The following is a 22,354-nucleotide window of genomic DNA, read 5'->3' as shown; positions in this document are numbered from 1 at the left end:
AAAGAAGGTATCTCACCAGGGTGAGATACCTTCTTTTTACCTTTTAAATCCACCTTCAGAATGAATAACTTGTCCAGTAATCCACTCTGCTTCTTCACTTACTAAAAACTTAATGAGTCTTGCTGCATCCTTTGGCTCACCAATTCTACCAAAAGGAAACATCGGCTTTAATCCTTGCTTTATCTCCTCGGTCATCCACCCTGTACTAGTTGGACCTGGATTAATTGCATTCACTGTTATTCCTAGGTGAGCTACCTCAGCTGACAACGTACTAGTAAGAGCATCAATAGCTCCCTTCGTTGTTGCATACGCTAGTTCTCCTGCCATAGGTCCTTTAAATTGTCCCGATGTCATATTTACAATTCTACCACCAGATTTCTTATCAAATCCTCGGGCAAAGTAACTACTTAACAACGTAGTCGTACGAACATTTACCATGTAATGCTTATCTAATTCTTCAGCAGTCAAATTAGAGAAATCATTATTCGTAGAATACGCTGCATTGTTAATTAATATATGAGGGTACCCTAATTGTTCAGTAACTTTATTTATAAGCTCTTTCGGTGCATCATTCTGCGTTAAATCTAACTCCATACTCGATACTTTCACACCACTTTTTAGTAACTCTTCTTTTAATTGTATTTGTTCACTTTGATCAACGCCCCAAGGCATCTCTTTATCGTACGCTGTCCAATACGTAAAAAATATGTCGTATCCTGCTTCAGCTAATTCTTTACAAATTGCTGCACCTATACCACCTAGACGACTTACACCTGTAACAACTGCTATTCTATTTTTTAATTGATTCATCATATACTCCTCCAATTTAAAGGACGCATACTTTATATAAGAGATATGAATTTCTCTACACATTATCCTTACAAAAGGGATGTACAAGCCAAATATGCAGTCCTTAAATGATTTACAGATAGCTAAATAAACCCTCACTTATGAGAGAAAAATTTATCTATCTAGTTTCTAATCATTACAAGTTCATCCACATATTAAGTCCTTGTCCCCTTTCCATATATCTCTATTTCTATCATACCAATATGATGTAATATTTCAAATGATAAAAAAATAAAACTCAATATTCCATGCCAACCTTCCACTAATTTTAATATATTACAATAACTAAATAATTAAAACAATCAGAAAAACACTGGTAAATACTGTCTTTATTTTTTATAATAAAATGTGGGGCTAATGTGAGAGTTATAAACGGTCTGATTATACAGACTCAACTAGTTTTAAACAAATAGGGGGAAGAAACATGTCAAAAAAATTACTTTCTTTATTTTCTACAGTAATCGTAGCAGCGTTTGTAATAACTGGCTGTGGTCAAAGCGATACGACAAATAAAGAACAAAAAGAAAATACAACAAAAGAAAGCAAAACAGAAAAAACGGATACAACGAAAGAAAATAAACCTGAAGAAAAAAAATCCGAAGAGAAAAAAACTGAAGATAAAAAGCCTGAAAATACAGCTACTAGCTCAAGCGATTACTCTAAGCTGATTTCCTATATGGAAAAAGAAACAGGTGGTAAAACAAAAGTTCTTTTTGAAAATAAGGAACCACAAGTGTATAAGGCTGAAGATGTTTCAGTATCAATGAATGGTTACACATTAGTTGAATTAAATGGATTCCATACAAACTTCGACATCCCATTTAACCGTCAAACAGAGGGCGGAGTTATTCTTGTGAACTACAGTGTAAAAAATAGTTCAGCTAAAGATATTTATTATATGCCAGCATTGGACATGTCATTTACTGGTGCACAGAAAACGTATAGTAACTATAAAGATTTAATTCCAAAAGAAGATCAGCTACCAACTAAGCTTGCTCCAACAAATGATTACTTAGTAAAAGCAGGGGAAACTATTTCTGGTTATATCGCGTATCCATTCGGAAAAGATGATCTAGCCAAAATTTCGAGTCTCTCAACAGTCTCAGTCACAGTCCCAACTGCACAAGCTAATAAAGGAAAATTTGATGCTCCAATCGGAAGCCCTGGAAGCTTTTCATTAAGTTTAAACAAACAAGGTGCTGAAAAGGTGGCAACAAATAACACTTTTTACCAAGATAAAGCTACAGCCAATAACATGGGCGATAAAAAAATGTTAAAAGAAAAATCAAGTATTAATAACAGCCAAGAATTAGGCGCTGTTAATGTTACATTAGATGGATACCAATTCACTCAATTCACACCAAATTCCGTCGAAGCTCCACGCTTTGCAAATTTTAAAAACGGTCTTGTTCTGTTAACAGTAAAATTCAAGCTTGATAACAAAGATGCTCAAGACGTTTCACTATCTCCTATAAGCTCTACCTTAAGAGTAAATGATGGTACACAATATACGCTTAATGAAGGTATGCTACTAAATTACGACTATAATGCTGCAGTTAAAACTGGAACATCTGGAGAGTTACTACAAGTCTATATATTAGATCAAGAGCAGTATGAAAAGATTTGGAAAGACAAAAGCTTTGAGATTGAGTTAGGACCTATGAGAAACAAAGAAGCAAAAGATATTTCACAAGGTAAAAAAGCTAAATTTGCATTACCTAAATAGATTACTAAATATATAATAGAAAAGGCATATAACATATGATTGTTATATGCCTTTTTTATTTCTAGAAAAAAACCATTTTTGTTCACACTTTATCCATTGTGAATCTTTTCACAATGGATATATAATAAACATATAAATAAAATATTGGAGGGATTTCAATGGTTATCAATTTTTTAAGGACTGATAAACGTGCTGCTTTCATATTATTATTTTTACGATTTTACATAGGATATGCATGGCTCTCTGCTGGGATAGGTAAAGTTTTCGGACAATCTTTTGATGCAAGTGGTTTTCTAAAGGGCGCTATCGCTCAAGCATCAGGTGACCACCCTGCCGTACAAAGTTGGTGGGCAGATTTCCTTCAACACTTTGTTCTTCCAAACGCGGACCTATTTAGCTTTTTAGTTCAATGGGGAGAGATTTTAGTAGGTCTAGGTTTAATTTTAGGCGGATTAACAAAAACTGCTGCATTCTTTGGAATTATAATGAATCTTTCATTTTTACTAAGTGGAACTGTTAGTGTAAACCCAAACCTGCTTATTTTAACTATGTTCATTTTAGTTGCAGGTCATAACGCTGGACGCATTGGATTAGATGGCTATGTTTTTCCTAAACTTTTCCGTAAAAACAACCATGAAACATATAAATTAAGTAAAACTGCGTAGTAACAGTTTACTTTTAAAATATAAGTAAGAAAAAGAGCCTACGTATAGGCTCTTTTTCTTACTTACTCCAAATTTAAACTCTTAACGAGCCACGAAATCCTCTAGCAGCATAGTATGAATCTGCTCCATTGTGGTACACAAAAACGTGTCCGAAGCGATAATCGCAAAATAGAGCACCGCCGAGTTCTCGAATATCTGAAGGCGTTTGTACCCAGCTTGATGATTTCATATCGAAATCCCCAAGTTGTTGCAACTCTCGATATTGTTCTTCCGTTAATAATTCAATGCCCATAGCATTTGCTACATCAATAACGTTATTTTCTGGCTTATGTTTTTTTCTTGATTCTAATGCTTCCAGATCATAACAGAGACTTCTGCGGCCTTTAGGACTCTCCTTCGAACAATCATAGAAAGTATACTCGTCCTTCTCTTCATCATAACCAACAACATCCGGCTCACCGCCTGTTACTTCCATTTCATGAAGTGACCATAATTTTTCAGCATTAGCTTCTATCTTCGCTTCAACTTTAGCCCATTCAAGACCTTCATGGCGGTTCATGTTTTTCTCAAAACGAGCTTGTAATACTTTTAATAGTTCTTCACGTTGTTCTACAGATAACTCATTTTTATTCTCTGTCATATTCGTCCTCCGAATTACGTTTCCTTATAATCATAATGGTTTGCATACAGTTTAAAACAATCTGACCCGATTACACAACGAAAAATCCCTGTACGAATATCCATTATATAGTACGAAAGCCATCCATACTTTCCCCAAGAATATAGTGGGAAAACCACATCAAGTTCTGCTTCATAATAGCTACATTCATTCCTGGCTGATCAGGACTATATGCCATCCCTTTACATATAATTAGTTCTGTATCAACTTTCATATCCTTTAACCCTTGATGTAATTCATATGCATTTGTAATTGGTATTCTTGCATCCTTGTCGCCATGTTGGATTAAGGTAGGCGTACAGGCTGATTTAATATATGTCATTGGTGATGTCTTCGTATAGATCTCCGGGTCATTCCATGGGGTATTTCCTAAATGCATTCTAATAAAATAAGGGATATCTGTATTTACATAATGAGTACTCCAGTTCGTAATTCCTCCTCCAACTGAAATCGCTTTAAATCTACTACTAAATGTAGAACAGAACGCTGATATATATCCTCCGTTACTCCATCCCATAACTCCTATTCTACCTTTGTCTACCATCCCTTTTTCAACCAGTTCATCTACTCCAGATATAACATCATCATAATCAGCAAGTCCTTGTTTTCTATAGTTTGCTTTTAAAAATTCATTACCATAACCAGAACTACCTCTATAGTTTGGCTCTAAAACGATAAAGCCTTTTTCGATAAACTGTTCAATCGGATATTTCTCATTGAAGCAGTCTGAAAATATTGGAAAGGATGCCCAAGCCGGACCACCGTGAATTACTACTAATAAAGGATATTTTTTATTTTTATCAAACTCTACTGGTGTTGATAAAACACCCTCTATTTTAAGACCATCACTACTTTGCCATGAGATGATTTCCCTGTTACTTTTAAGCTTCCCTTCGAAAAAGCTATTTTCATTCGTTATTTTTTTATCATCCAAATAGATTTCAAAAGTTTCATTTGTTATAGCCTTATTATAGGTTATATGATTTCCATCCTTTGTTATAAAGGCATCCATTATAAAACCATCTACGTTGTCACTTAATATTTCCATAGGGCCATCTTCAGCTAGCAATCCAATACGGTAATTCGTTTTATCCTGCCATCGAATTAAAATCCCTTTAGCTGTCCACTGTAATGGCATAACCGTACTATCAAAATCTGTTAAAGGGACAATTCGTTCTCCAGTATGCAGATCATATATCTCTAATGTACTTTCTTGTATATGGTTTCTATAATACTCCTTCTCTCTTATACTTGCTGAATAACATATTTTGCTGCCCTCAGGAGAAAAGCAAACACTCCCGCCTAACAACTTATCTACATTCATCTGTTGTAGTTCCCTGGCTTCGACATCTAATATGTATAGGTCACCATTCATATGATCGTTTAGGCTTGGGGTAGCCATACATACAATATTTTTTCCATCATTTGAAATATCAAAGTTATGTATATAAAAGTCCTTACCATCCGTTAATTGATAAACACCATTAATCTCTCGTTCCCCTTTATCATTTTGTATCCCTTTTTCTATTTCAATGTAGCATAAACAATTATTCTGATGTTCCTTACCTACATGTTGAAAATCTCCATATAGCTCCTTACGTTTCTTTATTTCCTCACATTCTTTTGACTGTGTAATATAATAAAAACCTTTACCGGTAGGATCCCATTTAAAATTACTGACTCCTTCTTTCTCATCAGTAATTTTAACCTCACTATAGTCGTTTAGTGACTTAACAAAGATCTGATTTTTCATATCCCCGTCACCACCTTGACTAAGGTAAGCAATGCTCTTAGAATCTGGAGACCATAATGGATGTATACTATCTATATCTCCAGTTGTTAGTGGATAACTCTTCCCTTTATCTTTTTCATATATCCATACATGGTTTCTATATGTATTGTCTTCCCAGTTAGCTGTTTTCTTAACAAATGCTACATTTTTGCCATCATCGCTTATATTTGTACTTGATAAGGTTGGTAATGAAATAATCTCTTCTATACTTAAATATGTTTTTTCACTCACTTTCATTAATATGCCCCCTTGTAATGTCCATAAACCTCTCGTCTCTTATTGTCATAATAAAGGAAATTGTTCACGGATACTTAAAATAGTAACGGAAAATTCAGATAAATAAAAGTGAATCCGATAAAGTAAAACTTTAAATCTATAGGGTTCTATCCCCTTACCAATTCTAGATGTTCTTTTTCAATACAAAAGTACCCCTTTAGATAAAATATCTAAAGGGGTACGAATTCGTAAATTTATTTTAAAGTTATAACTAGATGTTGGTTTGAAATAAAGTTTAATCAAAAACATTACGCAAACACATATTATATGGTAAATAAGAAGCATCCATTTTGAAAAAAGTTTGATCAAAATGGATGCTTTCCTTGTGAATTAGTATACAATTTTTCATAGTTTAGGCACAATCACATTGGAAAATACGTAAAAAACTCAAGAATAAAACTAAAGGGGTAAAGCGGTTCAACTTTTTTATAAACAGTACGACTTTATTGTAAATTAAACAAATTTTTTTCACTTAACACCACAATAAACGTGTAAAAACCAACAATTGTGAGGATTATTCAGATAACATTTCAAATTAAAGATTATGTGGTTTTCATCTAAACGGGAAAAATAAACGCATTTTGATTCATACATTCGTTTAAAGTGAACTTCCATCAGTGGGAGTCTTATAGCCTACGAATTGTGGAATGAAAAATGGACTAAGAATTTAATCTTAGTCCATTTATTATTTTATATCCATTTTGTATGGAATGTACCTTCTTTATCTACTCGTTTATACGTATGCGCTCCAAAATAATCGCGCTGCGCTTGCAATAAGTTTGCAGGTAGTTTGGCAGTACGATAGCTGTCATAATAAGAAATTGCTGCTGAAAATGCAGGTATCGGAATGCCCTGTTGTACCGCCATTGAGATAATTTGGCGTAATCCACCTTGATATGACTCTACAATTTCTTTAAAGTATGGATCAAGTAAAAGGTTCGGTAGGTCAGTGTTAGTCTCATAAGCCTCTTTAATGTTCTGTAAAAAGGCAGCACGGATAATACATCCGCCTCTCCAAAGCATAGAAATGCTGCCAAAATCAAGGTTCCAATCATATTCCTCAGAAGCTGCCTTCAATTGCGTGAATCCTTGTGCATAAGAACAAATTTTACTCATATATAAAGCTTGGCGCACCGCTTCAATTAATTCGGCTTTTTCAACTCCAATTGCTGTTTTATCTTTAGGGCCAGATAAAACTTTGCTTGCGTTCACACGCTCTTCTTTTAAAGCAGAAATGCAACGTGCAAATACAGATTCCGTGATAATAGGCAGAGAGATACCTAAATCAAGTGCGCTTTGACTTGTCCATTTCCCTGTACCCTTTTGTCCTGCAGTATCAAGAATAACATCCACTAATGGCTTACCAGTTTCTTCATCTTTCTTCTTGAAAATATCGGCTGTAATCTCAATTAGATAGCTGTTCAGTTCACCTTTATTCCATTCAGCAAATATTTCATGGAACTCTTCTGCAGTCAAATCTAGTGTTTGTTTCAAGAAGAAATATGCTTCACAAATTAATTGCATATCTCCATACTCAATACCATTGTGAACCATCTTTACATAGTGTCCTGCCCCATTAGGTCCGATATAAGAACAGCAAGGCTCGTTATTCACTTTTGCAGAGATGTTTTCAAGCATATCCTTTACTTTTTCGTATGCATCCTTCTGTCCGCCTGGCATAATAGATGGTCCCTTCAATGCACCCTCTTCGCCGCCTGACACACCTGCCCCGATGAAATTGATTCCTTCTTCGGCAAGACGTTTGTTTCGGCGAATTGTATCGACAAAGTATGTATTACCACCGTCAATTAAAATATCACCTTTATCGAGGTGAGGGACTAGAGAATCAATCGCTTTATCTGTAATTTCCCCCGCATTAACCATTAATAAAATCTTTCTAGGTGATTCGAGTGAGTTAACAAACTCTTCAACTATATGAGTACCAACTAAGTTTTTACCACGGTTTTCCTCAATGGTTTCATCAACTTTTTCCTTTGAAATATCATATAGGGCAACAGAATACCCTTTACTCTCAAAGTTAAGTGCGAGGCTTTTCCCCATAACGCCCACACCAACAACTCCAATTTGTAACTTTTCCATATTCTATCGTTCCTTTCCATGTATGTTACTCTGTATTATAGTATATATACCTAAAATAACACTTTAATCAAATAATCCAACTTTTTCATTTCAATAGGCTCTGCCAGTATTCGTGCAAAAGGTTAAAGGGACACGGCACATCACTATCAAGTTAAAAAATAAAGAGAAATTTTCATCCTTATTAATCAATCATGAAAAATCACATTAAACAGCTTCCGTATCCCTTTTACTGTTTAGAAAGATCTATACAAATAAACTTAATAATAAAGTAAAGCCTAATCCGGCTACAGAAACGATAGTCTCAAGTAAAGTCCATGTTGCAAATGTTTCTTTCATACTTAAACCAAAGTACTCTTTGAACATCCAGAAACCAGCATCGTTCACGTGTGAAGCAATTAAACTACCAGCCCCTGTTGCAAGGACAACTAAAGCAAGGTTAACATCAGATTGACCTAACATCGGAATCACTAAACCGACAGTTGTTAATGCAGCAACCGTAGCAGACCCCAATGAAATACGTAAGATGGCAGCGATAATCCATGCGAGCAAGATCGGTGATAATGAAGTTCCTTTGAATAATTCGGCTACATAGTTACCAACGCCGCCATCAATTAATACTTGTTTGAAGGCGCCGCCTCCACCAATAATTAAGAGCATCATCCCAATATTCGAGATCGCTGTTGTACAAGATTCCATCACGTTTTTGATTGGAATATTTCTTGCCAATCCCATTGTATAGATCGCAACTAGTAAGGATATCAACATGGCAGTATCCGCATTCCCAATAAACTCGATCGTTGCTAGTAAACTATTATCTTTGAATCCCATTGTTTTTTGCAACAAAGTAATAATTGTAGCGACTGCCATTAAAAGAACAGGCAGTAAAGCGGTAAAAACACTGATTCCAAAACCAGGAGTTTCTTCAAGTTTAAATACTTTCTGCTCACCTAATGATTGGATATTACCGGTTTTTGTGAACGCCTCAGGTACTAGTTTTTTTGCAAGTTTAGTAAATACAGGTCCAGCTAACACAACCGTTGGAACCGCTATCATAAAACCGTAAAGTAATACTTCACCGATGTTTGCATGCAATTCACCAGCGATAGCAGTTGGTCCTGGGTGTGGTGGTAAAAATCCGTGTGTTACAGATAAAGCAGCTGCCATCGAAATACCGAGATATAAGATAGAAACTTTTAATTCTCTTGAAATTGCAAATACAATCGGAATTAATAATACTAATCCTACTTCAAAAAATAATGCAATCCCTATAATAAATGAGGCAGTCACAACAGCCCATTGAATGTTCTTTTCACCAAATTTTTTCACAAGGGTCATGGCAATGCGTTGTGCACCCCCAGAATCTGAAAGCAACTTACCTAACATCGCACCAAGTCCAAAAACGAGTGCTAAGTGCCCAAGTGTTCCGCCTAATCCCGCTTCAATGGTTTTAAAAATCTTTTCTGGTGGCATTCCAAGTGCTAAAGCAACCCCGACGGATACAATGATTAATGAAATAAAGGTATTTAATTTAAAGTGCATAATCAGTAAAAGTAATGCTAAAATCCCAATTGCTACAATGACTAATGGCATCGTAGTTCCCCCCTAATCTTAGCTGTATTTGTATTTATCCCGCTATTCGTGGGCAGTAAGGCCCCCACCTCGAGATTTAGATAGAAGCGAGGCGTGGGAGATTACTGATGAAAGTTTTACTTTATTAAATTTCTTTGATAATTTGCAATTCGTGTATAATCGTCTTCTAACGCCCTTGATAGGTTAATAAATATAGGCAGTAATTGTCTGTATTCTTTTGTTGCTTCTTCTTTCGGTGTATGTTTGTAGGTACTACCAACCATTTCGGAAACGATTTCAAAAGAATCAATTTTTCCTGTGGCATAGAGACCTAATATACATGCACCTAGACAAGAGCTTTCGTAGCTCTTTGGAACAACGACTTCAGATGCGAAAATATCGGACATCATCTGTCGCCAAACGTCAGACCTTGCGAAGCCGCCTGTTGCTTGAATACGAGTTACAGGACCATCCATACATTCTGTTAATGCTAAAAATACAGTGTATAAATTATATATAACCCCTTCTAAAGCTGCACGAATCATATGTTCCTTCTTATGTGACATCGTTAAACCGAAGAAGGAGCCACGTACATCTGGATTCCATAATGGTGCACGTTCCCCTGCGAGGTACGGATGGAATAATAATCCGTCTGCACCAGGTCTCACGCGTTCTGCTATTTTAGTTAATACATCGTATGGATCAATTCCTAGTCTTTTCGCAGTTTCTACTTCTGATGAAGCAAGTTCATCACGAATCCAGCGAAGGACCATCCCTCCATTGTTTACCGGTCCACCAATTACCCAATGCTTTTCTGTTAAGGCATAACAAAATATTCTTCCTTTTTTATCTGTTTGTGGTTTATCAATGATGGTCCGAATAGCACCACTTGTTCCAATTGTGACAGCAATCTCACCTTTTCGAATTGCATTCACACCTAGATTAGAAAGCACCCCGTCACTAGCACCAATGACAAACGGTGTTTGTGAATCGATACCAATCTTTTGGGCTAAATCTGGATTGCAGTTGCTGAATATTTTGGTGGTTGGTACGAGTTTAGATAATTGAGCTGATGTTATACCAGCAATTTTTAAAGCTTCCTCATCCCAATCTAGCGTTTTTAAGTTCATCATACCCATGCACGAGGCGATGGAATGATCAACAACATATTGATCAAATAATTTTTTGAAGATATATTCTTTGATTCCAATATATTTTTTCGTTCTATTAGCAATTTCCGGATGGGCATTCACAATCCATGTAATTTTACTTAATGGTGACATTGGGTGAATAGGTGTTCCTGTTCGTCTATAAACTGCATGGCCATTCAGTTCATCTTTGATTTTATGTGCCCATGCCTCACTACGATTATCTGCCCAAGTGATACAAGGTGTCAGCGGCTGATCATTTTCATCCATAGCAATGACACTATGCATAGCACTGCTAAATGAAATAAACGATGGTTTTTTATCTGAATGCTGTTTCGTTATATTTGATATCGCTTGGAAAACAGCTTGGAAAATCTCTTCTGGATCTTGTTCCGCTGTGGATATATCCGGTGTGCGAAGTGGATAACCAATATTCTCGGTTTGGATGACTTCGCCTTTTTCAGTAAATAAAACTGCTTTCGTACTTGTTGTACCGATATCTATACCTAACATATAGCTACTCATGTCCTTGCTCAACTCCTTTAGATAACATTTGTTGTGACATCCAGAGGTCTTCGACTTTCCCTTGAACATCATCAAAGTTTTGATGTAAGGCCTCAATCATGAGGGCTCGATCTTTTGATTCGATTGCTTTTATATAAAGCTCATGATTTTTAATAATCCGTTCAAAGTCTTCGTACTTTTCCTTGAAACGAGTACGCATTGATAAAAGGATTAAGCTTTCCATAACAGGCTTTAAATTATTCCAAATCATCAGGATGTAGGAATGCTCAATGGTTCGAATAATCGTTTCATGGAATAAGAGATCTTGATAAGAAAATTCATCAGAATCATGATATTTAATGGCGATTTTCATCATTTCCATTATTTTATTTAGTTCTCTTACCAAATCATTTGTGTCCATCTTTCCAAGTCGCTCAAAGATAAACGTTTCTATAAGTAAACGAACATCATATATTTCTTCGATTTCTTTCTCGGTTAAACCAATGACAACTGCGCCCATTCTTTCTAAGCGAATAATATTTTCAGAAGCTAGTAATTTTAATGCTTCACGAACGGGTGACCGACTTACAGAAAAATCGGCAGCTATTTTATTTTCTGACAGGATGGTACCGCTTTCAATTGCACCTGCAATAATGCGCATTCTCAATTCGCTCGCAACACGATCACCTGTAGAAGCTTTTGAAAGCCATTTTTCAGGATAAAGAAATTCCATTGATTTCGTCATAAATCCACCTCGTGTTAATCAAGTATACTTGTATACAAGTATTATAACTCGGATTTTTAATTATGCAAGCGCTTTTATTGTTTGCTTTGGTTCTATTAGAGGAAAGCCCATAATTATTAAGCTAACAAATCAAGTCACCCCAAAACTATTATTGTTGATAAAGAAGATTTAGGGAATGGAAAACGAAGCAAGTGGTATGAAAGACAAATAATTATAGAATCTATGTAAAAAGAAGCAGCTACCTTTAAACGGAGAGGTAGCTGCTTTTTTTAGTTGTTCATATTCTGCTGATGCTTTGAAATAAATTTAGACATATAGACAAAATCCTAAATTACGTATTGTCTTGTAACTCCATGAATATCTATTCGCGCTATTGTGTTTATACACTGCTCATTGATAGTTTCCCGATTAATTCTCAATAACATCATGTAACCTCTCAGCAAACTCTTTATGATGCACTGTGTTATAACCCACATGATGTCCTGGAAACTCTGCGAATTCTGTTACGAGGTGTTCTGCTAAGTTGAATGCGCAATGATAAGGAAAAGATTCTCGTGAAATACTTCCACCGGCTGGACGTACCTGTATCGATGCAGGTTTTAATAGGGACTTTAATGCATCGATATTTAAAGTATAGCTGAGAATTCCCGGGATTTCATACTCAGTGAAATACATCGAATTGCCAAGTAGTCGCTCTGTTAGCATATCCTTCGATGGTTCGGAATTACTATCATCAATATTTGACAATAACTTCATGACCTCACTTTGATGATTCTCTTTAAGGTCTTCCATGAAATTTATAGCCTGCTTCAACTCATTTTCAGGTAAAAGTTGTAATAAAACCGGTTCGTGTGGGATTAGTAACTGTACCTGCTCAGGATGACGTATGCACAAATCAAGTCCGATAACAGCACCAGAACTACTTCCAAATACATAAGCCGGTTCTTTAGTCAGATTAGCTAGCAACCGATGAGCATCTTCGCTATGCGTGTGTACATGGTAATCCTCATTTTTATTGACGAGATTGCTACGGGAATGACCACGACGATCGTAAGTAACAACGGTATACCATTTAGCAAGATAATCGGCGATATTATGAAACTTGTCGGCATCGCCACCCCCACCATGAATCAAAAGAAGAATTGGACCCGAGCCACGCACCTCATAATAGATGCTTGCTCCAATTACTTGCAATGTTCCGTTTTTTACTATACTCATTTGTACATTCTTCCTTTCTTTTGTCATCTCCCTTAACATTACATGATTGGTGAATGATATAAAATGCAGGAAATAACTAAGAAACAAATTCACCATAAGAAAAAGCAATGTGTGGCTTTAAAATAAAGTTTGATTAAAAATATTGTGTTAAACCGTATTCTATGATGAATAAAAAGAAACCATTTTGAAAAAGTCTAATCAAAATGGTTTCTTATCCAACAGGTTTATGTTTTATAAAAAAGTTTGATCATAGCTTATTTACAATTCTTTGATTAAAGAGATAAAGCATCGCACCTTTTTTATAAACGTCTTAACTTTATTTCAAAACTACACTATATTTACTAACCTACTAATCTCCTACTCAACCGTAACAGACTTAGCTAAGTTACGTGGCTTATCAACGTCACACTCGCGGTGAAGTGCTGCGTAGTATGAGATAAGTTGTAATGGAATAACTGCTACTAACGGTGCTAGCGCTTCGTGTACAGCTGGTAATACGAAGCTGTCACCTTCCATTTCTAAGCCTTTCATTGAGATGATACATGGGTTAGCTCCGCGTGCTACTACTTCTTTCACGTTACCACGAATTCCAAGGTTTACGTGCTCTTGTGTAGCAAGTGCGATAACTGGTGTACCATTTTCGATTAAAGCGATTGTACCGTGTTTTAACTCTCCTCCAGCAAATCCTTCTGCTTGGATGTAAGAGATTTCTTTTAGTTTTAACGCACCTTCTAATCCTACGTAGAAGTCTACGCTACGTCCGATGAAGAAACAGTTACGAGTTGTTGCTAAAAATTGTTTTGCTAATGCATCCATTTCTTCTTTTTGATCACAAAGCTCTATCATAGCATTTGCTACAAGTCCTAATTCGTGTGTTAAATCGAAATCAAGAACTTCGCCTTTTGCTTTAGCAATGTCCGCAGCTAAAATTGAAAGTACTGCAAGCTGTGCTGTGTAAGCTTTCGTTGACGCAACTGCGATTTCTGGTCCCGCGTATAACGGAAGTGTGTAATCAGCTTCACGAGAAAGCGTAGAACCAGGTACGTTTGTAATCGTTAATGCTTTATGACCCATTTCATTTGTTTGTACAAGTACTGCACGGCTATCAGCTGTTTCACCACTTTGTGAAATGTAAATGAAGAATGGTCTTTCTGTTAATAATGGCATGTTGTAAGAGAATTCACTTGCTACATGCACTTCAACTGGCATTTTTGCAAACTTCTCGATAAATTGTTTTCCAACAAGACCTGCATGATAACTCGTTCCACATGCAATGATGTAAACACGATCGCTATCTAAAATCGCATTGCGAATGTCTTGATCTAATTCAATCTCGCCATTTTCATCTTGATACTTTTGAATTATATTACGGATTACAAGTGGTTGCTCATCGATTTCTTTAAGCATGAAATGAGGATACGTTCCTTTTTCAATATCACTTGCGTCTAATTCCGCTGTAAACGGTGCACGTTCAATCGTTTCACCTTGTAAGTTTTTAATTGTAATACTTTCTTTCGTTACGATTACGATTTCTTTATCCATTAACTCAATAAATTGATCTGTAACTTGTAACATCGCCATAGCGTCGCTCGCCACAACATTAAAGTTGTCACCAACACCTACTAATAGCGGGCTTTTGTTTTTAGCAACATAAATCATGTTTGGATTTTCAGCATCAAGTAATCCGATTGCATAAGAGCCATGTAAAAGAGATAGCGTATTACGGAACGCTTCTTCTACACTTAGTCCTGTGCTCACTTGTTGTTCCATAAGCTGTACGATAATCTCTGTATCCGTTTCACTTACGAACGTTACATCTTGTAAATATTCTTTTTTCACTAATTCATAGTTTTCAATTACACCGTTATGAACTAGTGTAAAGCGTTTTGATGTACTTTGATGCGGATGCGCGTTTACTTTGCTTGGAACACCATGTGTAGCCCAGCGTGTGTGACCGATTCCCACGCTTGCTGCTACGTTCTCATCTACGATTTCGCGAAGTTTTGCAATACGGCCTTTTTCTTTGTATACAACAACACCGTTCTCTGCTTGTATTGCAATACCTGCTGAATCATATCCACGATATTCTAGCTTTTCTAAACCTTTTAATAAAATTTCCTTTGCATCTTGCTCTCCAATAAATCCTACGATTCCACACATGTTTAGTCGCCGTTACAAATGCTTACACTGCTCTGCGAACATGTAACGACATAGTCCGATACCATTTTTATTTATACTAAAAAACGGATTACATATTGCTAGCCCTGTAAGCTTGTAACGGCTTTCACCTTCCTCTCGATTGGGTTTAAGTCCGTATATACTTATACAGCTAGTTTGTATCCGTTCCTTTTCTCTCATCACACTTTCACCTTTGTCCACTAAGTCACCTTAATGATTTAAGTAAAAGCTTGCGGTTGTGATGAACAACCGGGAGTCATCCGCCGAAATCTCGATAAACCCCACCTCGTCAACTACACTACTTGTAGTTCTGGCGCTTCTATAATTTACAATATTTCCTTTGAGAAAAAGAACAAGACCATCTTATAACAAACATGGATAAACCGTCAATGAAATTTTTTTCATTGTCTATAAAACATATGAAAAAGGAGCACTTCTTGTGCTCCTTTTTCATAAATTTATTGAATTATTCAGCGCCAACTTCAGCTTTCACAACTTCTACAATACGATGTACATATGCGTCACAAACTTCTTGTGTTGGTGCTTCTGCCATTACACGAATAAGTGGCTCTGTTCCAGATGGGCGAACAAGAATGCGGCCATCACCGTTCATTTCTTCCTCTACGACACGAATAATTTCTTTAATTTTTTCATTTTCTAATGCTAGTTTTTTATCTGTTACACGAACGTTTACTAGTAATTGCGGGAACTTCGTCATTTCTCCTGCAAGCTCAGATAATGTTTTTTTCGTCATTTTCATGATGTTTACAAGTTGAAGTGCACTTAACATTCCATCACCAGTTGTAATGTAATCAAGTAAGATAATGTGACCTGATTGTTCTCCGCCCAGGTTATATCCACCACGCTTCATCTCTTCCATTACGTAGCGATCACCAACTGCTGTTTTATCACTTGTAATACCGTTAGCTTCAAGCGCTTTATAGAAACCTAAGTTACTCATAACAGTTGAAACAACTGTATTGTGCTTTAGTTGACCAGTTTCTTTCATGTACTTTGCACAAATAAACATAATTTGATCGCCATCAACGATATTTCCTTTTTCATCTACAGCGATTAAACGGTCACCGTCACCATCAAAGGCAAGACCGATATCAGCGCCTTTTTCTTTTACTAATTTAGCTAATACTTCTGGATGTGTAGAACCTACCCCATCGTTAATGTTCATACCGTTTGGTGAAGTTCCCATTGTTGAAATATCAGCCTCTAAATCCGCAAATAAGTATGGAGCTAAAGAAGACGTAGCACCATGCGCACAATCTAAAGCGATATGTAAACCAGAGAAATCTTCCTCTACCGTTTGTTTAATGTATTGTAAATACTTTTGTCCACCTTCAAAATAATCACTTACTTGTCCAAGGTTAGTACCTGTTGGACGTGGTAACTCATCAACTTCTTTGTCTAATAAAGCTTCGATTTCTGCTTCTTGCTCATCTGTTAATTTAAAACCGTCTGAACCGAAGAATTTGATTCCGTTATCCTGTACTGGATTATGAGATGCAGAAATCATAACACCTGCTTGTGCATCTAACGCTTTTGTTAAATAAGCAACACCTGGTGTAGAAATAACACCAAGGCGCATTACTTCTGCTCCAGTTGATAATAGACCGGCTACTAAAGCTCCTTCTAACATATGTCCTGATATACGTGTATCACGTCCAATAATTACTTTTGGACGATCTGTATCTTTTGTTAATACATAACCACCAAAACGTCCAATTTTGAACGCTAATTCAGGTGTTAACTCCTGGTTCGCAACCCCGCGTACTCCATCTGTACCAAAATATTTACCCATTATGATTCGCTCCTTTTTCTGGCTCTTTTTGATTATCTACTGTTGGCTCTTGACTAGTTTCTTTTTCTTTATTTTGTTCCTGTTCCTTTTCCTGGTCAGGATTAGGTTCAGGCTCAGGATTTTTTGGTTTTTCAGTTTGATTATCTTGGTTATTATTTGAATCTGGTTTTTCACCGTTACCTTGTACTTCTTTATCTGGATTTTCTTTCTTCACAATTGTGACCTTAGCACTTTTTTGCTTTGGCTCTATTGAAATATTACCAGGACCGCTCACTTGAATAGAAACATCCTTCGTCCCCGGAGATACATTTTGCAGATTAATGGCTGCTGTTATTTGAGCTGCTGTTATTTTATCTACTATACTTGTTTCTCCTGAAATTTCAACGCTTATCTTCCCATCTTGCGGCGAAAGTAGCTGAGCCGTAACATCTTTAGAAAGTCCATTTTTTTGAATTGATATACCATCAATCGTTCTTGTTTTCGTTTGTTTTGTTTTTTGCACACCTACTGAAACCTTCACTTGATTCGGTTTCGCACTTGTTACACCTTTTGGCAATAAAACAGAGGTATCGAATGTCGTAGACTCTGTCAATTGACTAAGATCTACTTCGACCCCCTCTATCGATTGTATATTATCCAATACATCTTTTGGACCTGCTATCGTTACTTCTCGCGGCTCAACGTTAATATTTGTAACGGCCAATCCTTCTGGTAAACTCCCCTTTTTCGTATACGTTACAGGAACAGTTTTTTCCGTATTATTTGCCGTAGCTTGCGTCGCCACATTTAATGTTACACTAATTTTAGATGGACTCGTTCTTACATTTAAACGTTTTCCTTCTTTATTGTATAATGTAACTTCAGCTGTTCTGGTAACAGTTTTATTAACACCTTTTAAATCAATATACGCCTTAGCAGATGAAATACTTTCAATTTCTTCTTTCGTTCCAACTACCTCAACCGTATCAGGTTTAATATTTGATTTTTCAAGAGTAGCACCCGCTGGCATTTGATCCTCATTTGATAATTTTAAATCTACATGAACATATTTTCTCGCTTTTTCATGAAGAGTAATTTTAATTGTTGATGGCTGAACTGTTCCTTTCACATCATCTGGAAGCCCGTTCGTTTTCAAAGAAACTTCATAAGTTCCTTTTTCGCTATCTCTCAAATCAACTGGTATATCAAATTGTTTTTTCGCCTTTGCTGTAGCAACTGCTGCTTTTGGGCCCTCTAACTTCACTTTGACGCCCTCTGCCGGAATACCACTTACAATATATTTCTCTTCATCATACTTAACGTTAATAGCATAATTCGTTAATGTTTCTTTCGTATCATTTGCGAAAGGTATTATCCCCGATGTCGTATTTTTTTCAGTTAAAGTCGCTGACATAAAAAGCATACACGCCAATAGTAATGAGATCCCTTTTAGAAACCAATGATTCTCCATTAACTTATCCATGACGCTTTCTCCTCCAATTCCATAAAGACGAAGAAGTCGTTTTTTCGTTCGCACTAAATTCAGCTAACAACATATCTTTCAATTGTTCTGTCTTCAAATCACGATGCAACTTACCATTTTTCGTTAAAGAAATTTGGCCAGTTTCTTCCGACACAACTACTGTAATACTATCAGTAACTTCACTAACTCCCATTGCAGCGCGATGCCTAGTTCCTAGTTCCTTAGAGATAAACGGACTTTCCGATAAGGGAAGATAACACGCTGCTGCTTTAATGGTACTTCCCTGCATAATGACCGCTCCATCGTGAAGAGGTGTATTAGGAATGAAAATATTAATAAGTAATTCCGATGATACGTTTGCATTTAGCGGAATACCTGTTTCCACATAATCACCCATACCGGTCTCTTTTGACAAAGTAATTAATGCACCAATTCTACGTTTCCCCATATATTCCGTTGCTTTTGCTATCGCTGTTGCAACCATTTCAGGCTCATCATCCTCATGAGCTCCAGTACGTGAAAATAAACTCCCGCGTCCTAGCTGCTCAAGTGCTCTTCGCAATTCTGGCTGAAAAATAATAATAACGGCTAAAAATCCCCACGTTAATACTTGCTCAGTTAGCCAATATAGCGTACGTAATCCAAGGAAAATACTGATCATCCGAACGACAATAATAACTGTAATACCTTTTAAAAGTTGAACAGCTTTCGTCCCTCGGATTATGAGAATTAGCTTATATATAATAAACCATACAACGGCAATATCTAGTGCCGTACTAAGATATTTCAAAATGGTCGTATCTTCAAAAGGCATGCTAACCCTTCCTCCTACTTACGAGCAATTCTATCCATATATTGAAATATTGTTTTATGCTCTATCTGTATGTATTTCCAACAACTAGTTAATTATACCATACATGAAACAAACGACAATTACAAACAACCCCCTTTATCCTAAATTGGTAAGATGTCAAACATTATTATACGCCTATTTTCAAATAAAAAAAGCAACTTCTCAGTTGCTTTTCTTACATTTATTTTAGTTTTTCACCGAATAAAGAACCCATTAAAGCAACTGCTGTTGTTGCCGTTCTATTTCGCTCATCTAAAATAGTATTTACTTCAACAAACTCAGCAGATGTAACAATATCAGATTCCGCTAACATTTCCATCGCTAAGTGGCTCTCACGATAAGAAAGACCACCAATTACAGGCGTTCCAACTCCCGGTGCATCATGAGGGTCAAGACCATCTAAATCTAATGATAAATGTACACCATCAGTATGAGATAAATACGCAATTGTTTCTTCCATAACAGCCGTCATACCCATACGATCAATCTCGTGCATTGAGAATACTTTAATACCTTCATTGCGAATAAAGTCTTTTTCTCCTTCATCTAATGCACGTGCACCGATAATTACAACATTCTCTTTTTTCACCTTTGGATATGCCCCGTATAAATCTACAAGTTTAGGATGTCCATACCCTAAACTTGCTGCAAGTGACATGCCATGAATATTTCCAGATGGTGAAGTTTCTTCTGTATTTAAGTCACCGTGTGCATCATACCAAATAACACCTAAATTTTTATAATGTTTCGCAACACCAGCTAGTGTACCAATTGCGATACTATGGTCACCACCTAATACAAGTGGAAAACGTCCTTCTTCTATAATATGATCCACCTTACTTGCTAATTCGTTACATACAGTTGCAACTTGTGTAAGGTTTCTTAAGCTTGTATTTACATCTACTTCTTTTTCTCTCTCTATACATATATCTCCAATATCTTTAACGTCATATCCAATTTCTTCAATTCTTTCAATTACGCCTGCATAACGGATTGCGCTTGGCCCCATATCTACCCCGCGACGCATCTGTCCTAAATCCATTGGAACTCCAATAACTGAGATTTCTTTTTTCATAGATAGTATCCCCCTTTTGTGCCTTCACTAAATATTTTAAATCTTTTTTATAGTCTGACTCAACTCGACATTTTTCTGTATGGATATACAAATTATTCACTTATATCCGCCTTAAAAACCAAATTTTAAGACTATTCTATGTATAAAGTTAACTTAATGAAACAACTACCATCATTATTATTAAATAATAATAAAAAACACTCCTACATTTAGAAGTGTTTTTCTGATGCTATTTTCCATACTGCGGCAATATTCTTTGCTGTCATTTCGATATTCTCTTCCGCTACTTTATATGCCTCTTCTAATGTCATAGGACTCGCTGTAATACTAAATACTGCATCGATTCCTTTTTCGTGAACAGCTTGATAATTCGGAGATACAGATCCTCCAATAGCAATGACAGGAATACGAAAATGCTTTGCACGCTCTGCAACACCTACAGGGGCCTTCCCATATGCTGTTTGTTCATCTATTCTCCCTTCGCCAGTTATAATTAAATCTGCTTCTTCTATATGCTTATCAAAATTTGTATAGTCTAATACAATTTCAATTCCTCTCCGTAAGTTTCCCTTTAACACCGCAATAACAGCTGCTCCCATTCCTCCTGCGGCTCCTGCGCCAGGGATTTTAGATACGTCGCAAGATAAGTATTGTTTAAGGATATTCGCATAATGCTTTAAATTCTCATCCAGCTCTTTCATCGTCTCTGTATTCGCACCCTTTTGTCTCCCAAAAACGAACGATGCCCCCCTTATTCCAACTAACGGATTATCTACATCACATGCTGCTTCTATCTTTATATGCATTAAGCGTGAATCCAAGCGCGAAAAATCAATAGCTACAATCGAATGTAACGTTCCTCCAGATGGCTCTATTACTTCCCCTTTTTCATTTATAAACCTGACTCCTAATGCTGACAACATACCTGCTCCACCATCATTTGTAGCACTTCCTCCAAGTCCTAAAATAATGTGCTCAGCTCCTTCGTCTAGCGCATGTAGTATAAGTTCGCCTGTTCCTTTAGTTGTTGTAATAAGTGGGTTTCGCTTTTTAACTGGAACATGTTGTAATCCTGATGCTGCTGCCATTTCAATAAACGCTGTCTTTTTATCTTTAGACATACCGTAAAAGGCTTGTACACGTTCTCTAAGCGGTCCTGTCACATGAAGTGATGTAATCCTTCCCCCTGTAGCATCAACAAGAGAATCAACCGTTCCTTCTCCTCCATCTCCAATCGGTATTTTCACATACTCTGCTTTAGGGAAAATTGCTTCAAAACCTCTTTCAATAGCCTCACATACTTCTATAGCTTTTAAGCTTTCTTTATATGAATCAGATGCAATAACAACTTTCACAACTATCCCCATCCTTTACTTTCGCATTTTCTCCATTTTAAATGACAAATATGAAAATTGTCTTTTTAAACACAAAAAAAGCTTACATCATATGATGTAAGCTTCTCTATTAGATGGAGCCTAGCGGGATCGAACCGCTGACCTCCTGCGTGCAAGGCAGGCGCTCTCCCAGCTGAGCTAAGGCCCCTTAGTAATTAAGCGGAAGACGGGATTCGAACCCGCGACCCCAACCTTGGCAAGGTTGTATTCTACCACTGAACTACTTCCGCGAAAATGGTGAGCCATGAAGGATTCGAACCTTCGACCCTCTGATTAAAAGTCAGATGCTCTACCAACTGAGCTAATGG

Annotated in this window: 17 protein-coding genes and 2 tRNA genes; 2 read left to right on the top strand and 17 right to left on the bottom strand. The window is 36.6% G+C overall.

From position 1 onward, the window contains the following. Positions 1-36 precede the first annotated feature (36 nt). Positions 37-813, bottom strand: a complete 777-nt coding sequence (locus FS742_RS25245; RefSeq protein ID WP_144615911.1) for an SDR family oxidoreductase — start codon at positions 811-813, stop codon at positions 37-39. A 460-nt stretch (positions 814-1,273) separates the two neighbouring features. Here FS742_RS25245 and FS742_RS25240 point away from each other — a divergent pair, with 460 nt between their 5' ends. Further along, entirely contained in the window at positions 1,274-2,575 is a 1,302-nt protein-coding gene (locus FS742_RS25240) for a DUF5068 domain-containing protein (RefSeq protein ID WP_144615909.1), read from the top strand. 158 nt (positions 2,576-2,733) lie between these two features. After that, entirely contained in the window at positions 2,734-3,240 is a 507-nt protein-coding gene (locus FS742_RS25235; RefSeq protein WP_144615908.1) for a DoxX family membrane protein, read from the top strand. Between the two features lie 73 nt (positions 3,241-3,313). Here FS742_RS25235 and FS742_RS25230 read toward each other — a convergent pair whose 3' ends face one another. From FS742_RS25230 to FS742_RS25150, 16 genes are all read right to left on the bottom strand, one after another. Then, on the bottom strand, positions 3,314-3,880 hold the full coding sequence (locus FS742_RS25230) for a DUF4256 domain-containing protein (RefSeq protein WP_144615906.1): 567 nt from the start codon (positions 3,878-3,880) through the stop codon (positions 3,314-3,316). Between the two features lie 103 nt (positions 3,881-3,983). Further along, entirely contained in the window at positions 3,984-5,948 is a 1,965-nt protein-coding gene (locus FS742_RS25225; protein WP_144615904.1) for a S9 family peptidase, read from the bottom strand. A 729-nt stretch (positions 5,949-6,677) separates the two neighbouring features. Beyond that, on the bottom strand, positions 6,678-8,087 hold the full coding sequence (gndA, locus tag FS742_RS25215) for an NADP-dependent phosphogluconate dehydrogenase (RefSeq protein ID WP_000413557.1): 1,410 nt from the start codon (positions 8,085-8,087) through the stop codon (positions 6,678-6,680). A gap of 243 nt (positions 8,088-8,330) precedes the next feature. Continuing rightward, the gene (gene gntP, locus FS742_RS25210) at positions 8,331-9,677 is read right to left on the bottom strand and encodes a gluconate permease GntP (protein WP_144615902.1); all 1,347 of its coding nucleotides are present in this window, start codon (positions 9,675-9,677) and stop codon (positions 8,331-8,333) included. Positions 9,678-9,793: 116 nt separating this feature from the next. Next, positions 9,794-11,329 (bottom strand): gluconokinase, encoded by a 1,536-nt coding sequence (gntK, locus tag FS742_RS25205; protein WP_144615900.1) that lies wholly within the window; start codon positions 11,327-11,329, stop codon positions 9,794-9,796. After that, the gene (gene gntR / locus FS742_RS25200; RefSeq protein ID WP_000167470.1) at positions 11,322-12,053 is read right to left on the bottom strand and encodes a gluconate operon transcriptional repressor GntR; all 732 of its coding nucleotides are present in this window, start codon (positions 12,051-12,053) and stop codon (positions 11,322-11,324) included. The genes gntK and gntR overlap by 8 nt, the downstream gene beginning before the upstream one ends. 408 nt (positions 12,054-12,461) lie before the next feature. Beyond that, positions 12,462-13,271: an alpha/beta fold hydrolase gene (locus FS742_RS25195; protein WP_144615898.1), complete on the bottom strand. Its 810-nt coding sequence runs from the start codon at positions 13,269-13,271 to the stop codon at positions 12,462-12,464. Positions 13,272-13,628: 357 nt separating this feature from the next. Then, entirely contained in the window at positions 13,629-15,431 is a 1,803-nt protein-coding gene (gene glmS, locus FS742_RS25190) for a glutamine--fructose-6-phosphate transaminase (isomerizing) (RefSeq protein WP_144615896.1), read from the bottom strand. A 12-nt stretch (positions 15,432-15,443) separates the two neighbouring features. Further along, positions 15,444-15,629, bottom strand: coding sequence for a hypothetical protein (locus FS742_RS25185; protein WP_001208183.1), 186 nt, complete (start codon positions 15,627-15,629; stop codon positions 15,444-15,446). Between the two features lie 286 nt (positions 15,630-15,915). Beyond that, positions 15,916-17,262 carry a phosphoglucosamine mutase gene (glmM, locus tag FS742_RS25180; RefSeq protein ID WP_144615894.1) on the bottom strand — a complete coding sequence of 449 codons (1,347 nt, stop codon included), beginning with the start codon at positions 17,260-17,262 and terminating at the stop codon, positions 15,916-15,918. Beyond that, positions 17,255-18,724: a CdaR family protein gene (locus tag FS742_RS25175; RefSeq protein WP_144615892.1), complete on the bottom strand. Its 1,470-nt coding sequence runs from the start codon at positions 18,722-18,724 to the stop codon at positions 17,255-17,257. Before FS742_RS25175 ends, glmM begins: the two co-directional genes overlap by 8 nt. After that, positions 18,717-19,538 (bottom strand): diadenylate cyclase CdaA, encoded by an 822-nt coding sequence (gene cdaA / locus FS742_RS25170; RefSeq protein ID WP_144615890.1) that lies wholly within the window; start codon positions 19,536-19,538, stop codon positions 18,717-18,719. The genes FS742_RS25175 and cdaA overlap by 8 nt, the downstream gene beginning before the upstream one ends. Before the next feature lie 220 nt (positions 19,539-19,758). After that, complete coding sequence (gene rocF, locus FS742_RS25165) at positions 19,759-20,652, bottom strand: arginase (protein WP_144615888.1); 894 nt, start codon at positions 20,650-20,652, stop codon at positions 19,759-19,761. A 209-nt stretch (positions 20,653-20,861) separates the two neighbouring features. After that, positions 20,862-22,007, bottom strand: a complete 1,146-nt coding sequence (locus tag FS742_RS25160) for a glycerate kinase (protein WP_144615886.1) — start codon at positions 22,005-22,007, stop codon at positions 20,862-20,864. 114 nt (positions 22,008-22,121) lie between these two features. Next, positions 22,122-22,194, bottom strand: a tRNA-Ala gene (locus tag FS742_RS25155). A 10-nt stretch (positions 22,195-22,204) separates the two neighbouring features. Further along, positions 22,205-22,276 (bottom strand) — tRNA-Gly (locus FS742_RS25150). Positions 22,277-22,354: the final 78 nt, after the last annotated feature.

The organism is Bacillus cereus, assembly GCF_007678085.1.
Lineage (GTDB): Bacteria > Bacillota > Bacilli > Bacillales > Bacillaceae_G > Bacillus_A > Bacillus_A cereus_BE.
This window is presented reverse-complemented; position numbering and strand designations above follow the sequence as displayed.